Source organism: Streptomyces sp. NPDC060232, from assembly GCF_042726555.1.
GTDB lineage: Bacteria > Actinomycetota > Actinomycetes > Streptomycetales > Streptomycetaceae > Streptomyces.
Genome location: NZ_JBHXAG010000030.1, coordinates 41,454 through 56,388 on the forward strand (window position 1 = coordinate 41,454; position 14,935 = coordinate 56,388).

At 73.0% G+C, this 14,935-nt stretch carries 11 protein-coding genes; 2 read left to right on the forward strand and 9 right to left on the reverse strand.

What is annotated here, in order from left to right:
* Positions 1 to 84: 84 nt before the first annotated feature.
* Together ACFWFZ_RS30825 and ACFWFZ_RS30830 are read right to left on the reverse strand one after the other, a co-directional pair.
* Positions 85 to 1,065 (reverse strand): glycosyltransferase family 2 protein, encoded by a 981-nt coding sequence (locus tag ACFWFZ_RS30825; protein WP_387126653.1) that lies wholly within the window; start codon positions 1,063 to 1,065, stop codon positions 85 to 87.
* Positions 996 to 3,035 (reverse strand): O-antigen ligase family protein, encoded by a 2,040-nt coding sequence (locus ACFWFZ_RS30830; protein WP_387126656.1) that lies wholly within the window; start codon positions 3,033 to 3,035, stop codon positions 996 to 998. The genes ACFWFZ_RS30825 and ACFWFZ_RS30830 overlap by 70 nt, the downstream gene beginning before the upstream one ends.
* Positions 3,036 to 3,097: 62 nt before the next feature.
* Between ACFWFZ_RS30830 and ACFWFZ_RS30835 the strand changes: the two genes are divergently transcribed.
* Positions 3,098 to 3,874, forward strand: a complete 777-nt coding sequence (locus ACFWFZ_RS30835; protein WP_387126658.1) for a hypothetical protein — start codon at positions 3,098 to 3,100, stop codon at positions 3,872 to 3,874.
* On the opposite strand, the gene ACFWFZ_RS30840 is transcribed toward ACFWFZ_RS30835, so the two are convergent.
* The 7 genes from ACFWFZ_RS30840 to ACFWFZ_RS30870 all read right to left on the reverse strand — a co-directional run bounded on the left by ACFWFZ_RS30840 (position 3,793) and on the right by ACFWFZ_RS30870 (position 13,539).
* A complete protein-coding gene (locus ACFWFZ_RS30840; protein WP_387126660.1) occupies positions 3,793 to 4,842 on the reverse strand; it encodes a glycosyltransferase in 1,050 nt (349 codons plus the stop codon). The two genes, ACFWFZ_RS30835 and ACFWFZ_RS30840, sit on opposite strands and share 82 nt — an antisense overlap.
* Positions 4,839 to 8,141, reverse strand: coding sequence for a DUF4082 domain-containing protein (locus ACFWFZ_RS30845; RefSeq protein ID WP_387126663.1), 3,303 nt, complete (start codon positions 8,139 to 8,141; stop codon positions 4,839 to 4,841). Before ACFWFZ_RS30845 ends, ACFWFZ_RS30840 begins: the two co-directional genes overlap by 4 nt.
* Before the next feature lie 29 nt (positions 8,142 to 8,170).
* Complete coding sequence (locus ACFWFZ_RS30850) at positions 8,171 to 9,286, reverse strand: DegT/DnrJ/EryC1/StrS family aminotransferase (protein ID WP_387126665.1); 1,116 nt, start codon at positions 9,284 to 9,286, stop codon at positions 8,171 to 8,173.
* The gene (locus tag ACFWFZ_RS30855; RefSeq protein ID WP_387126668.1) at positions 9,283 to 10,134 is read right to left on the reverse strand and encodes a NeuD/PglB/VioB family sugar acetyltransferase; all 852 of its coding nucleotides are present in this window, start codon (positions 10,132 to 10,134) and stop codon (positions 9,283 to 9,285) included. The genes ACFWFZ_RS30850 and ACFWFZ_RS30855 overlap by 4 nt, the downstream gene beginning before the upstream one ends.
* The gene (locus ACFWFZ_RS30860) at positions 10,131 to 11,291 is read right to left on the reverse strand and encodes a DegT/DnrJ/EryC1/StrS family aminotransferase (protein ID WP_387126670.1); all 1,161 of its coding nucleotides are present in this window, start codon (positions 11,289 to 11,291) and stop codon (positions 10,131 to 10,133) included. The genes ACFWFZ_RS30855 and ACFWFZ_RS30860 overlap by 4 nt, the downstream gene beginning before the upstream one ends.
* On the reverse strand, positions 11,288 to 12,283 hold the full coding sequence (locus ACFWFZ_RS30865) for an NAD-dependent epimerase/dehydratase family protein (protein ID WP_387126672.1): 996 nt from the start codon (positions 12,281 to 12,283) through the stop codon (positions 11,288 to 11,290). Before ACFWFZ_RS30865 ends, ACFWFZ_RS30860 begins: the two co-directional genes overlap by 4 nt.
* Positions 12,284 to 12,390: 107 nt before the next feature.
* Positions 12,391 to 13,539: a Gfo/Idh/MocA family protein gene (locus tag ACFWFZ_RS30870; RefSeq protein ID WP_387126674.1), complete on the reverse strand. Its 1,149-nt coding sequence runs from the start codon at positions 13,537 to 13,539 to the stop codon at positions 12,391 to 12,393.
* 368 nt (positions 13,540 to 13,907) lie between these two features.
* Here ACFWFZ_RS30870 and ACFWFZ_RS30875 point away from each other — a divergent pair, with 368 nt between their 5' ends.
* Positions 13,908 to 14,768, forward strand: coding sequence for a glycosyltransferase (locus ACFWFZ_RS30875; protein WP_387126677.1), 861 nt, complete (start codon positions 13,908 to 13,910; stop codon positions 14,766 to 14,768).
* Positions 14,769 to 14,935 lie beyond the last annotated feature (167 nt).

The following is a 14,935-nucleotide window of genomic DNA, read 5'->3' on the forward strand; positions in this document are numbered from 1 at the left end:
GTGGTACGGCCACAGGACACCGGCCGACCCGTACACGTGACAACACCTTCCGGGCCTGACCGGCGTGATCCGGAAGAAGACGGTCTACGGGGTGCCGTGCGGCGCCGGCGGCCCGGCCAGCGCACGGGCGGCCGCCAGGCTCGCCGGACGGCCCAGGGCCGCGCGGGAGGACTCCCGCAGCAGCACGGCCGCCCGGAAGGCGGTGGTGGCCGCGAGGCCGTGGCGGCGCCGGTACAGCCGCACCCGGTTGACCGTCAGCAGCGTCCACAGCCGCGGCGACACCCGGGAGTCCCCGCCCAGGTGGGTGGCCGAGGCCGCAGGCTCAAGCCGCGTCGTGAAACCGAGGTCCCGGGCCCGCAGACAGTACTCCGTCTCCTCCGAGTACAGGAAGAACGACTCGTCCCAGGGCCCGCACGCGGCCAGGCACGGTCCGGACAGGGCCATCAGCGCCCCCGTCGCCCAGTCCGCCACCGTCGCCCGCTCGTACGCGGCCGGGTCGGTCACCAGCTCGCTCCAGCGCGGGAAGCGCCCCGCCCGGCGGTTGCCGATCACCGCCTCGCCCAGCGCCCGGGTCACGCTGGACTCGCGGCGCAGCGAGTGCAGGAGGGTCCGCCCGTCCTCCTCGTACAGCAGCGGGACGCTGATCCCGACCCGGCGGCCGCCGGGCTGCGGGGCGCCGAGCGCGTCCACGAGCACCTTGGCGCAGCCACGCCGCATCCGGACGTCCGGATTGCACACCAGGGCGGCCCGGAAGCCGCCCTCCCACCCGGCGGCGGCCGCCAGCGCGGCGTTCACCCCGGCCGCGTACCCGGCGTTGCGCCCGGTCGGGACGACTGTCGCGTCCGGAGCCAGCGAGCGGACCACCTCCACCGTGTCGTCGGCGGAGTCGTTGTCGGCGACGACGAGACGCCAGTCGAGCCCGGCCATGCCCTCCGGCAGCGAGGCGAGGAACTCCGGCAGGACCTTGGCACTGTTCCAGGTGACGACGAGGACCGCTACCGGGCCGGGGCCGGAGCCGGTGCCGGGGAGGGACTCGGGAGATGCTGCTGATCGGCGGGAAGACATGGGAACTCCACGGATCGGGGCTTCGGCGCCGTGCGCCGGATGAAGCCGAGGTAACTGCCTCCGGCGGCGATCGTCAGGAAGAACATCCCGGCGAACATCGGGAAGCTGAGAGCGTCGAACGTGGCGCTGACGACCAGGGCGACGACCGCGGAGGCGAAGAACGCCTGCCCCAGCTCACGGTCGGACTCGCCGACCGCCAGCCGGCGGATCGCCCCGCCCTGGTGGATGCCGGTGAGGAAGAGGAACAGCAGGGCGAGCAGCCCCAGGAGCCCCATCTCGGCGAGGGTCAGCATGTACTGGTTGTCGGTGAAGAAGTAGAGCTCGGGAAGGAACGTGCCCAGACCCCGCCCGAAGAGGGGGCGCTCGTCCAGATACGGGACGATCGCGCTGTACTTCACCGTACGGGCCTGGGTGCTGCTGTCGGAGTTCGACAGGAACGAGGCGAACAGCGCGGTGATGGTGCCGATCAGCCCCGGGACGACCACCTTGAAACAGGCGACCGCGCCCACCAGGACACCGATCGCGGTCCACCGCCGCTGCGGCTTCCAGCGCGGCACCATCACCAGGACCACGATCAGCGCCCCGATGATCGACGTGCGCGACACCGTCAGCGGCAGCGCCCCGCCCATCAGCGCCACCGGCCCCCAGCGGCGCCATGCCCTCAGGTGGCGTCGTACCGGATCGAAGGCCTGCTGCACGGCGAAGGGCAGCAGCAGCGCCAGCATCCCGCCGAACTCCAGCGGCTGCGCCGTCGTGGACCGCGGCCGGGTGAACGCCCCGCGGTCCAGGGTCGTGATCTGGGGGACGCCCGACGTCAGCCCCGGGATGCTGATGCTGTCGGCGATGTTGGTCGCGGTGAAGAAGTCGTAGAAGCCGACGGCCGCCACGACCGCGCCCATCACCACGGCCCGGCGCATCAGGACGTCCAGGCGCGCGCGGTCCTGGATCCCGGCGGAGACCAGCACCACCAGCGACACCCACACCAGCAGGGCGATCAGGCCGCGGTCCGCACCGAGCAGCTCCTTGCGCACGCTCCCGCGGCCCGCGTTCGCGATGTAGGAGGCCAGCACCGACACGGCCAGCAGCCACAGCGCCACCCGCGGCAGCCGGGTCCCGGCCGCCGGCCGGATCCGGCCGGCGAGCCAGGTCGCCAGATACCAGAACAGGGCCAGCAGGGCGAATACGTTGGCCGGGGTCCCCACCCCGCCCAGGCCCGGCAGCGTCAGGTTCGACGGGATGAAGAAGGCCAGCGCCAGATAGCCGGTGAGCAGCGCGGTCGCGTCCACAGGGCGGCCCCGCGCCCTGCGGCGGGCGGCCCGGCCCGGCGGGCCGGCGGCCTCGGCGGACCTCTCCCGCCGGTGCCGGCGGGCCGCCGGCAGCGCGTCCGCCACGAAGGAGAGGACGAACCCGCCGCCGACACCGAGGATGAGGACCCCCAGCACCTGCTGGTAGCGGCTCTTGAGCTGCGGCACCGGGGTCTGCGGCAGCACCACCGGCGCGGTCTGGACCATGTACGCGGGCTGCACCTTGGCCGCCGCCTGGAGCGCGTTGAGCTGTTCCCCGGCGAAGCCCGTCAGGATGTTGGTCTCCTGGAGAACCTTTCCCCGGTCGGTGCCCGTGACCGTCAGCGTCAGCAGCGGCCCCGAGGTGTTCGCGGCGAACCCGACCGTGTAGGGATCGGTCACGCCCAGACTGTGCAGCTCACGGGCGGCGTCCGCCCCCGACAGCGTCCTGATCAGCACGTCCGCGGTCACGACGAGGGCGCCGCCCGCGTTGGAGATGGGATTGCCGAAGGCGGGCGGCAGCTTGGCCGCCGCCGAGGAGTCCAGCAGCGCCACCGAGCTCTGCGACTGGTACGCCACCGGCACCGACCGGTACAGGTGCAGCGCTGCCAGCAGGCTGAGCACGATCGCCGGCACGATCACGTACCACCGTCGGCGCAGCACCGCGCCGAGTTCACGAATGCTCACGAACACCCCTGCCGGGTAACGGATTTGATGGCGGACCTACCCGGGTCCTGCAAAGATCGGACATGACGGAAGGGATCCCCGTGTCGCCTGGTGAGTTGGTCCGAGCGCTGCGCCGGCGCTGGTACGTCCTGGTCGTGGCGGCGCTGCTCGCGGCCGCGGGAGCGGCGGCGGTCCTGCGGCCCCAGCCGGTCCACCTCAGCTCTGCGATCGTGGTGCTCAAGCCGCCGGTGACCAGCCGGCAGCCCAACCAGCTCGCGAACCTCCAGCCGCCGCTCGCCGCCGTCTCCTACGCGGTGGTGCAGCAACTGGACTCGCCCGCGGGAGCGGCCGAGCTCAAGGCGGCGGGAGTTGCCGGAACCTACCGGATGACACCGCGCAACAGCGGCACCAGCGTCACCCCGCGTCACCTCATCCCCTCGCTGCAGATCCAGGTGGAGCACTCCGACCCCGACGTGGCCGACGCCGCCGTACGGAAGATCATCGAGGTCTACACCCGGCACCTCACCGACCTCCAGGCGCAGCAGGGCATCGCGGACGCGGCACGGATGAGCGTGGACCCGCTGGTGCAGCCGCACGCCGTCGCGCGGACCGGAGACCGGATGCGGGCCCTGGCCGGAGTCGCCCTGCTGGCCGCGGTGGGCGGCGTGGCCGCGGCCCTGTGGACCGACCGGTTCCTGACACGCCGGAACCGGCGCCGACGCGAGAGCGCCGACGCCGGTCCGCAGGACCCGCCGGTGGAACCGGTGGAGACGGGGCATCAGATCCCTCGGCGCTTCCAGGACCGCCACCACAGCCACTCGCGCCCCCGGTCGGCGACGGCCGACAGCACCAGCGGCTGAAGGAAGGGCATCACGCGCGGACCGATCCTCCGGCGCCGCTCAAGCGCCCGGTACTCGGCCAGCGACGTGTAGCCGTCGGGGAGGCACTCGGCCGCGAACTCCACGAGCTCCTCGACCGGCACCACCGCGGTCCGCCCCCGGTCGTAGGCCCGGTAGGCGCGCCGCAGCGCGTACCGGGCGAGCCGGGTGCGCGCCGCGACCGCCAGCCGGTCGGAGTCCGGGAGCAGACCGCCGCACTTGGCGAGCACCGAGTCGAAGGCGACCAGGCGCTGGCGCAGGTCGTCGAGCTGCCCGCCGAAGTCCGTGGTGGACATGTTGTCGCCGTGGACGCGGTAGAAGGCCTGGTCGGCCCCGCGGACGTAGCCCACGTCGGCATGCGCCGCGAGCCGCATCCACATCTCGATGTCACCGGCGTGCGGCAGCTGCGGATCGTAGCCGCCGACCGTGCGCTGGAGGCTGGTACGGACGACCACCTCGGGCGAGGTGATGCAGCCGGTGCCCTCCCGGAACCGTCGCTCCAGCCACCACCGCCCGGGGTAGACCGCCGACCCGGTGGACCGGGTACGCGCCGCCGGGAGCGGGCCGCCGTGCAGGAAGCGCAGCGGCCTGCCGTACGCGAAGCCCGCTTCCGGGTGCGCGTCGAGCAGGGCGGCGGCACGCACCAGGGCTCCCGGGACCAGCCGGTCGTCGGCCGAGAGCAGGGCGACGTAGTCCCCGTCGGCCCACTCCAGCAGGCCCTCGTTGTACGTCGCGATGTGCCCCTGGTTGCGCTCGTGGACCCGTACCTCGATCCGCGGGTCGGCCGCCGCCAGCGCGCGCGCCACGTCCGCGGAGTCGTCGGGCGAGGCGTCGTCGATGATCAGCACCCGGACGTCGACGCCCTCCTGCTCGTCGAGGACGCTCTTGACGCAGTCGGCCAGGAAGTGGCCGTACTTGTAGCAGGGGATCACCACGCTGACCGTGCTCACTGGCCGGACACCTCCGTGGAACCGTCCGTGGACTGGACGGAGTTCGGCGGGGCCGTGGTGAAGATCGGACCGACCCAGTAGTTCACCGAACCGTAGGTGTTCGACGGGAAGGCTGTGGCGGATCCGTACTTGTAGAGCCCGTTGCCGCTGCCCGGCGCGTCGGCCGGGGCCACCAGCGGGTAGGAGCGGTGGGCGCCGGAGAAGTAGCCGCCGTCGACCGCGTAGTTGCCGTTCGGCGCGTGGTAGGAGGCCACGTACGTGGTGCCCGCGGCGATCGGCACGGGCGTCGCGAACTGCAGCTGTTGCCAGCCCGTCAGGGTCTCGCTGCCGAAGGTGCCGGTGGCCAGCAGGGCACCGGAGGAGGACCACAGACTGCCCGTGTGGGTCCCGGTGTTGCCGGGGCCCTTGTAGAAGGTGACGCCGGTGATGTAGCCGTCCACCGCCGACTGGAAGCGGGTGCCCAGCTCGACCGAGTTCGCGTCGGCGCCCATGCTGGCGGTGCTCGGCGTCGCGGCGGCGCTCCACAGGGTGCACGGGCAGTTCACCACCGGCGGGCTCGCGCTGGTCGTGAAGTTCCACGTGACCGGCGCCGTCATGGTGTTGCCCCACAGGTCGGACACCTGGACGGACGCCGTGTACGGCGTGTTCAGGGCCAGTTCGGAGGAGGGGGTGAAGGTCGCGCTGTTCGACGCGCCGAGGGTCTTGGTGCCCGGGACGGCGGCGCCGCCCGCGTCCTTCACGGTGAAGGTGAGCGTCTCCGCGTCGACGGCCGTGCTGAAGGTGGCCGTCACCGCCGCCGTGATCTGGGTGCCGGTCGCGGCCGACTGCGGGGTGGTCCCGGTGACGGTGGGTGGGGTCGTACTGGCGCCGGAGGTGTCCAGCACCGCGTCCACCCAGTAGTTGCTGCCGGACGAGGCCTTGTTAGGGAAGCCGCCCGTGCCGCTGTAGCGGTAGACGCCGTTGCCGCCGTCGGTTCCGTTCTTCAGGGCCGTGAGCGGGGCCAGGCCCGCGTCGGCTGCGGCGAAGGTGCTGTCGAAGGAGTAGCCGCCGTTCGGGGCGAAGTAGGAGGCGATGTAGGTGGTGTTGGGCTTGATCGGAATCGGGCTGGAGAAGTTCAGCTGCTGCCAGCCGGACGCCGTCTCGTTGGTGAAGGTACCGGTGGCCAGGCGCTGGCCGGTGCTGCTCCACAGGCTGCCGGTGTGGGTCCCGGTGTTGGCGGGGGACTTGTAGAAGCGGACACCGGTGATGGATCCGGCCGCCGAGGAGCGGATCTTCACGCCGAGTTCGACGGCGCTGCCGTCACCGGCGTTGACGGTGCCGGGCACGGCCGAGGCCGGCCACACGGTGCAGGGGCACTGCTGGGGCCCGACGGTCAGCGGGACCGCGGTGGTCGCTCCGATGTTGACGCTGTCGTCGACCGCGCGCACCTTGATCTGCACCGGTCCCGGGGTGGTCGGCGTCCACGTGTAGCTCCAGCTCGCCAGGCCGGTGGTCGCCTTCCAGGTGGCGCCGCCGTCGGTGGACACCTCGACCCGGGCCACCACGCCGCCGCCGGTGTCGGTCGCCGTCCCGGTGACGGTCACCGGCCGCAGGGCCGGCACGGTGGCGTTCGCCGCCGGGCTGGTCACGGTGATGCCGGGGCCCACCGTGTCCGTGGAGGCGGTGGCGGCGACCAGGTCGCTCTGCAGGGACTTGGGCTGGACGCCCATGTCGGCGAACACGTTCACCGTGGCCTGCTGCATCCGCTTGTCGGCGGTGACCACGGTGTCGTCCGGGTTGGAGGTGGGCATGTTGGTCAGGCCCCAGGACCACTGCACCGTGCCCGCCCCGAACACCAGCGCGTGCGAGGTCTGGTCGCGGAAGGCCACCAGGCTGTGCGTCGCGGTGCCGTTGCCGTAGGTGTTGCCGTAGTCCTTCAGCAGCTTGCCGTCCTCGATGTCGACCGTCGTGGACGACATCTGGATCTGCCCGGCCGGACGGCTGGCGTTCTCCACGTCGCTGTCCCACTCGTAGCCGAGCGTGCCCTGCGGGAACGTGGCGGTCTGCGAGGGGGTGAGGTTCGCGACGGAGGTGTGGCGCCACAGGCGCTGCTTGGCGAAGGCGCCCGGCACGGTGATCGCGTCGCTGCGGTAGCCGTTGACGCTGAACAGCGAGCCGGTCAGCTGGTTCTGCGGCTGGAAGGGCCGGCCGCCCGCGGCGCTGGCCGGGTCCATGAAGGTGCCCGTCCAGATCCCGCTCGGGTCGGGGATGCCGTTCGGCTGGGGGAAGGACAGCTTGGTCTCCTTGTAGGACACCAGCGTCCGGTGGGGCGTGTTCGCGCCGTCGATGCTCGGGGCGAGCCGGGTCTTCCAGAAGATCTCGTTGCCCGCGAAGTACGTCTGGTGCTGCCCTGCGCGGCGTGCGTTGAGGGCGTTGGTGAACTGCTCCTGGGTCCAGTACTCGTCGTGCCCGGAGGACATGAAGACCTTGTGGTTGGGCATCAGGGTCGCGCCGCGCACCGACATGTCGATCCCGGACATGTAGCTCACGTCGTAGCCGTTGCGCTCCAGCCACGCCACCATCTGGAACTCGGAACCGTAGATCCCGTTGTCCCCGCCGATGTCCATGGGCCGGTTGTAACTGACCTCGTAGGCGCGCCCGTCGGGCGCCGGCCCGCCGCCGTCGTAGAGGTCCTGGCCGCCGTAGTTGTTGTACGCCTGCCAGGTCTGGTCGCTGGTCTGCACGACGATGTCGGAGTGGCTGGAGTCCTTGCGGACGACGAACGGGTACGGCATCACGCCGTTGCCGTCCGCCTGGTCGAAGTTGGCCACGTAGAGACCGGACACGGCGTCGGCCGGCACGGTCCACGTCGCGGTGACCGGCCAGTTGCCGCAGTCCACCAGACCGGTGGAGGCCTTGGTGGTGCAGGCGGCCGGGCTCCCGCCGGGTGCGAAGTTCGCCGGGTACGTCTGGGCGGCCTGCGCCGCGGTCGACATCAGCCGGGCCCCGGCGCCCCCGTAGTGGCCGAGGCGGTACACCGAGACCTTGTACTGAGTCGGCGACTGGACCTTGAACCGCAGGGTCTCCCCGGCCTGGACGCTCGTCTGGTCCGGGAAGCCCTTGATGTCGCCGTACGCGCTCGGCGCGAACCACTCCTCCATCGGGGTGCCCGGCTTGGAGTTCTCGCAGACGATCGCGTTCGTCGTGGGACCGCAGGGATCGGCCGCCGCGGCCACGGAGGCCGGAGGCAGGACCGTGGCCGTCAGGGCCGCCACCACGGTGAAGAGACCGTAACGGAGCAATCGCGTCCGTTTGTTCATCTGGACCTCATTGTCTACGTCGACGCGGGTCAGCGCAGGGCGTCGGAGAGCGCGTCCACGACCCGCTGCTGCTGGGCGGCGGTGATCTGCGGGAAGAGGGGCAGGGAGAGCATCAGGTCCGCGGCCCGCTCGGCGTGCGGGAAGGCCCCGCGCCCGTGACCGAGGTGGGCGAAGGCCCGGGTGAGGTGCACCGGGGCCGGGTAGTGCACGCCCGCACCGATCCCCTCGGCGTTGAGCTTGCCGACCACCGTGTCGCGGTCCGCTCCGGTGACCCGTACGACGTACAGGTGCCAGACGTGGACGTTGCCCTCCGCGGTGACCGGCAGGGTGACCCGGCCGGCGGCGGCGAGCCCGCCCAGCAGACCGTCGTAGCGGCCGGCGGCGGCCCGGCGGGCCGCGTTCCCCTCCGCCAGCCGGGCCAGCTTGGCCCGCAGGACCACGGCCTGCAGACCGTCGAGCCGGCTGTTGAAGCCCGCCACGTCATGGCGGTACTTGGCGACGCCGCCGTGGTTGGCGAGCGCGCGGACCAGGTCGGCGCTCTCCTGGTCGTCGGTCACCACCGCGCCCGCGTCCCCGTACGCCCCGAGGTTCTTGCCCGGGTAGAAGCTGGTCGCGGCGATGCCCCCGCTGCCGGGGGAGCGGCCGTCACGGGTCGCGCCCTGGCTCTGCGCCGCGTCCTCGACGACCTTCACGTGCGCCGGAAGCCGGCCCGCCAGCTCCGCGGCGGCCGCGCACTGCCCGTACAGGTGGACGGGGACCACGGCGCGGGTGGCCGGCCCGACCGCGTCCAGCGCGGCCTGCGGGTCCATCAGCAGGGTGTCGGGCAGGCAGTCGACCAGCACCGGCCGGGCGCCGATCCGGGCCACGGCGCCCGCGGTGGCGATGAAGGTGTTGGCGGGCAGCACCACCTCGTCGCCCACGCCGACCCCGCTCGCGCGCAGCGCCAGTTCGAGGGCGTCGGTGCCGTTGGCGACCCCCACGCAGTGCCGGACCCCGGCGAAGTCGGCGTACTCGCTCTCGAAGGCGCGGACCTCGGCGCCGCCGATGAAGGCCGTGTCGGCGAGCACCCGGTCGAAACCGGCCCGTAACTCCTCGGCGACCTCGGCGTGCGCGGCCTTCAGGTCGACGAGCGGTATCTGGTTCATACGACGCAACTCTCCATCCGTGTCTGGGGCCGCGGGCCGTTCGGGCCGGCGCCGTCTTCCGTGCCGTGCGCCGCTGCCCGGGCGGGCACCGGCGCGTCGGCGGGTCCGCCGGCGGCGGCCCCGCCGGGTACCCCCGCCGCGCGGGCCAGTTCGGCGAGGGCCGCGGCCCCCGCCGGCCGCAGGAGGCGGGCCGGGCTGCCGGCCCACACCTCCCCGGCGGGAACGTCCGCGAGGACGGTGCTGCCCATGCCGGTCAGCGACCAGTCGCCGATCGCGGCGTACTCCCGGACCAGCGCTCCCGCCCCCACGTACGCGCCGCGCCCCACCCGCACCCCGCCGCCCAGGCGTACGCCCGAGGCGAGGGTGGCGAAGTCCTCGACCGTGTCGTCATGCGTGAGGACCGCCTGCGGCATGACCGCCACATGGGACCCGACCCGGACGGAGGCCGTCAGCACGCAGTGCGCGAGCAGCACCGAGCCCGCTCCGAGCACCGAGGACGCCGACACCGCCGCCGTGGGGTGCACCACCGTCGCGTACCGCTCCACCGGCAGCCCCAGGCGCCGCACCAGGCGGGCCCGTACGGCGTAGTCGCGCGGACTGCCCACGCAGACCACCACCCGGGCGGCCGGCAGCCCGTGGACCAGCTCGCAGCCGCCCAGCACCGGGACCCCGTCGACCTCCCGGCCGTGCAGCGCCGGATCGTCGTCGAGGTGCCCGGCCGGCCGCCACCGGGGAGGGCGGCCGTGCGCCACGTCGGCCGCGGCCACGTCCCGTACCGCCTGCGCGGTCTCCCGCGCGAACCCGCCCGCGCCGACGATCAGCAGGTCCTCGGTCACCGGAGCGCTCATCCGCCCGCCTGTTCCCGCAGCACCGCCACCACCCGGTCCTGCTGGGCCCCGGTCATGGTGTGGAACAGCGGGAGGATCAGCGAGTCGCGGCTGATCCGCTCGGTCACCGGCAGCGCGGCCGCGCCGTGGCCCTCGTACGCAGGCTCCAGGTGCGAGGCCATGATCCCGCGTCGGGCCGAGATCCCGGCCTCGGAGAGCACCGCGAGCAGCTCGTCCCGGCCTACGGGGAAGTCCTCGGCCAGCAGCACCCAGTACGACTGGAAGTTGCCCTGCCCGTGGGCGGGATCGCGGACCGGGCGCACGCCCGGGACATCCCGCAGCAGCTCCGCGTACCGGGTGGCGAGTGCGCGCCGCCGGGCCACGATCTCGTCCAGTTTGCCGAGCTGCACCAGGCCGACCGCCGCCTGGATGTCGGTCATCCGGTAGTTGTAGCCGACCTCCAGGTAGCTCTCGACGATCGGCTTGCTGCTCGCGTGGCGCTGCGCGGCGGACACGTTCATGCCGTGCTCGCGCAGCCTGCGCAGCCGCTCCGCCCACTGCGCGTCGTCCGTCGTCACCATGCCGCCCTCGCCGGTGGTGATCACCTTGCGGGGGTGGAAGGACCAGGCGGCCAGGAGCGCCCCCTGGCCGACGGACTTGCCGCCGACCGTCGCACCGATGCCGCAGGCGGCATCCTCCACCAGCGCGACGTCCCACTCGGCGCACGCCGCGCGCAGCGCGTGCACGTCCGCGGGCACCCCGCCCTGGTGGACCGCGAGCACGGCTTTCGTACGGGGGGTGCGGACCGCGTCCACGGTGGCCGGGGTCAGGTTGCCGGTGGCCTCCTCGACGTCGGCGAACACCGGCCGCGCCCCCACGTAGCGCACGGCGTTGGCGGTGGCGATGAACGACAGGGACGGGACGACCACCTCGTCGCCCGGCCCGAGGTCCAGCGCGACGAGGGCCAGGTGCAGGGCGGTGGTGCACGAGCTGACGGCGATGCCGTGCTCGGCGCCCACCCGCTCCGCGAAGGCCCGCTCGAACTCGGCGACCCGGGGGCCCTGGGCGACCCAGCCGGAGAGCACCGCGTCGGCCGCGGCCCTCGCCTCCTCCTCGCCCAGCCAGGGCACCATCACGGGGATCCGGGCCGGCGCGGCGGCCGGGTCGGGGGCGGTCATCGGCCCGCCTCCGCGGCCGCGTCGGCGGCGCGCTCGGCCCGCCACCAGTCCACCAGGTCCCGCAGCCCGGCGCGCAGGTCGACGGCGGCCGTGAAGCCGAGGCGCTCCGAAGCCCGTGCGGTGTCCGCGAGACGGCGGGTCACGCCGTTCACGGCGCGGGCCGGGCCGTGCTCCGGCACCAGGCCGTCCACGCCCATCGCCTCCAGCAGGCCGTTCGCCAGCTCCAGCAGGCTCGTCTCGGTCCCGCTCGCGATGTTGAACACCTCGTCGGTCAGGTCCGATTCGGCGGCCAGCAGGTTGGCGCGCGCGATGTCGCGCACGTCGACGAAGTCCATGGTCTGCAGGCCGTCGCCGAGGATCAGCGGCGGCTCGCCCGAGGCTATGCGCTCCATCCAGCGGATGAGCACCTCGGTGTAGAGGCCGTGGATGTCCATCCGCGGCCCGTACACGTTGAAGTAGCGCAGGGCGACGTAGTCGAGCCCGTACATCGAGTGGAAGCTGCGCAGCATCCCCTCGTTGAAGGCCTTCGCCGCACCGTAGAACGTGTCGTTGTTGTACGGGTGGTGGCGCTCGGTCGTCGGGAACTGCTCGGCCAGTCCGTAGACCGAGGCCGAGGACGAGGCGATCACCTTGCCCACGCCGGCGGCGGCCGCCGCCTCCAGCACGTTGAACGTTCCGTCCACCATCACCTCGTTCGCCAGCCGCGGCTCCTGCGCGCACTGGGTGATCCGGATGGCGGCCAGGTGGAAGACCAGGTCGGCGCCCTCCGTCACCTTGCGCACCGCCGCCACGTCGCGGATGTCGCCCTCGACGACCTCGACGACGCCGCTCGGCAGGGCGCGGGCCAGGTTGGCGGTCCGCCCCCGCACGAAGTTGTCGAGCACCACGATCCCGCGTGCCCCGTTGTCCACCAGCTGGTCCACCACGTGCGAGCCGATGGTGCCCGCTCCGCCGGTGACCAGAATCCTCTTGCCTCGTACGCTGCTGCTCAACGCCCTGCTCCCACTGAATAGGTCGTGGTCTTGCGTGTGTGCACGGTCCGCGAGGGGCCGTGGGGGATCCGCGAGGGATCCGGAGGTTCCGGGAGGATCCGGGGACGTCAGCGCCCGGTGCGCAGTCCGACGACCGCGCCCCGGAACTCCAGGCTCCGGGAGGCCGCTTCGAGGATGTCCAGCACCTTCAGCCCCGCCCGGCCGTCGGTCAGCGCCGGCCGTCCCGTCCTGACGGCGTCGGCGAACTCCTCGACCATGCTGCGCAGCGCCTCCTTCTCGCCGATGGCGGGCGCCACCATGTCGCCGCTCCGGTAGGAGACGAGCATGTCGCGGCGCTCGTCGGCGCCGATCTCCTGCGGGGCGCTCAGCTCCACGCCGCGGTCGAACACCGAGACGCGCTGGGTGGGGTTGAGGTCGTCCCAGACCAGGGTGCGCTTGGAGCCGCCGACCATGGTGGTGCGCACCTTCGTCGGGGACAGCCAGTTGACGTGCACGTGCGCGATGGCGCCGGTGCTCAGCTGGAGGGTCAGGTAGGCCACGCAGGACTGCCCGGCCCCGATCGGGTCGGCCCCGGTCGTGGCGACGGCCACCGGCTGCACGTGGTCGGGGAGGATGAAGTCGAGGACCGACAGGTCGTGGGGTGCGAGGTCCCACAGGACGTCGACGTCCTTCTGGACGAGCCCCAGGTTGATCCGTACCGAGTCGACGAAGTGGATCTCGCCCAGCTCGCCGGAGCGGACCATCTCCCGGATCCGGCGCACCGCCGGGGTGTAGCAGTAGGTGTGGTCGCACATCAGGGTGAGACCGCGCTTCTCGGCCTCCGCGACCAGGCGCATCCCGTCCTCGTAGGTGGCGGCGAGCGGCTTCTCCACGAGGACGTGCTTGCCGGCCTTCAGGGCGGCCAGCGCGACGTCCAGGTGCGTCCCGGCCGGGGTGGCCACGGCGACCGCCTGGACGGACGGATCGGCGAGGACCGCCGCGTAGTCCGCGGTCGGCTGCACCGTGGAGTACCTGCCGAGCGCCTGGCGGGCCCGGCCGATGTCCAGGTCGCAGAGCCACCGCAGCCGGAACTGAGGGCTGGACTGGAAGTTGCGGACGAGATTGGGGCCCCAGTAGCCCGCTCCGACCACCGCGACGCCTAACGGCGCCGCGGACCCGCGGCCGGGGATTGAGGCGCCCTGCCCGACGGTCCGGTCGGCGCCCTGCCCGACGGTCCGGTCGGCGCTCTGCGCGCCGTCCTTGGAGGTGTCCTTCACAGCGTTCCCTTCCTTCCGCGCACGCCGACCGGCGTGACGACAACCCATGGCCGGGACGCGTGTGCAGGAGGGAAACGCCGTCGCCCAGGGCACGCCGGACGCCTGCGTGTCCCGTGCGTGACCTGATCGACGGTGATGGCCCCCCACCACCGATGTACCGCGTGAATCGCGTATGCCGCCCCCCGGCCCGCCCGCCTGTTCCCCACAAGCAGCCGAACCCGTACCACCCTTGCCGGTTCCGGATCACCGGCCGCGCCGAAGCGCGCCGAATCCGGTCGGCGCCGCTCAATCTAGTCCACCGGGCCTACTCCCGGGCAGAGTTGGCGCAATCGCCGGGAGCCGGTGTTTCGGGCATGCATACTGCCCGGGTGACCAGCATCGTGATACCGGCCCACAACGAGGGCCGGGTCATCGGCCGGCTCCTCGACGCGCTCCTGGCCGACCCCTCGGCGTCCGGGCCCGACATCGTCGTGGTGTGCAACGGCTGTACCGACGACACCGCGCGGGTGGCGGGCGCGCACGGCGACCGCGTACGCGTCGTGGAGATCCCGACGCCCTCCAAGCACACCGCGCTCCGGGTCGGGGACGAGCACGCACGCGGCTTCCCCCGGCTGTACGTGGACGCCGACGTCGTCATCGGCGCCGCCGACGTACGGGCCCTGACGGATGCGCTCGCCCGGCACCCGGCCCTGCTCGCCGCCGCCCCCGGCCGGGACATCCCGCTGGCCGGCTGCGCCTGGCCGGTACGGGCCTACTACCGGGTGTGGCAGCTGCTCCCGGCCGTCCGCGAGGGCCTGTTCGGCCGGGGCGTCATCGCCGTGACCGAGGAGGGGCACGGGCGGATCGCCGCACTGCCCCCGCTGATGGCCGACGACCTGGCCGCGTCCCTCGCCTTCGGCCCGGGGGAGCGCAGCGTGGTCGAGACGGCCCGGGTCGTCGTACGCCCGCCCCGCACCTGGTCCGACCTGATCCGGCGCAAGGTCCGCGCGGCGACCTCCTCCGCCGAGTTCGAGCGCTTCCAGGCGGCCCGGGACGTGCAGGAAGGGGCCGCGCCGTCCGCCCGCACCGGCCCGGGGGACCTGCGCGCCCTGCTGCGCGCCCGGCCGGCGCTGCTGCCCGGGGTCGTGGTGTTCGCGGCGGCCGCGCTCGCCGCCCGCCGGGGCTCCCGCCGGGCCATCCGCGACCAGGACTTCTCCACCTGGCTGCGGGACGAGAGCAGCCGACGGTGACGAGGCGTCGCGGCGCACGGACGAAGCCGTGCCCGCGGCCGATTCCCCTCGTACGCACCACAGTTGGCCCGTACAAGCACTAGGGTCTGTATCGAGTTGCCCCGCGGCGTCGCGACGCCCGGCACGCACCCTCGGCGCACGAGCCACATGCCCTGGTAGCTCCGCTA

Bases quoted from the DNA above. Each gene is read 5' to 3' on its own strand.
- ACFWFZ_RS30825 (WP_387126653.1), bottom strand. From the start codon at position 1,065: ATGTCTTCCCGCCGATCAGCAGCATCTCCCGAGTCCCTCCCCGGCACC.
- ACFWFZ_RS30835 (WP_387126658.1), top strand. From the start codon at position 3,098: ATGACGGAAGGGATCCCCGTGTCGCCTGGTGAGTTGGTCCGAGCGCTG.
- ACFWFZ_RS30845 (WP_387126663.1), bottom strand. From the start codon at position 8,141: ATGAACAAACGGACGCGATTGCTCCGTTACGGTCTCTTCACCGTGGTG.
- ACFWFZ_RS30850 (WP_387126665.1), bottom strand. From the start codon at position 9,286: ATGAACCAGATACCGCTCGTCGACCTGAAGGCCGCGCACGCCGAGGTC.
- ACFWFZ_RS30855 (WP_387126668.1), bottom strand. From the start codon at position 10,134: ATGAGCGCTCCGGTGACCGAGGACCTGCTGATCGTCGGCGCGGGCGGG.
- ACFWFZ_RS30860 (WP_387126670.1), bottom strand. From the start codon at position 11,291: ATGACCGCCCCCGACCCGGCCGCCGCGCCGGCCCGGATCCCCGTGATG.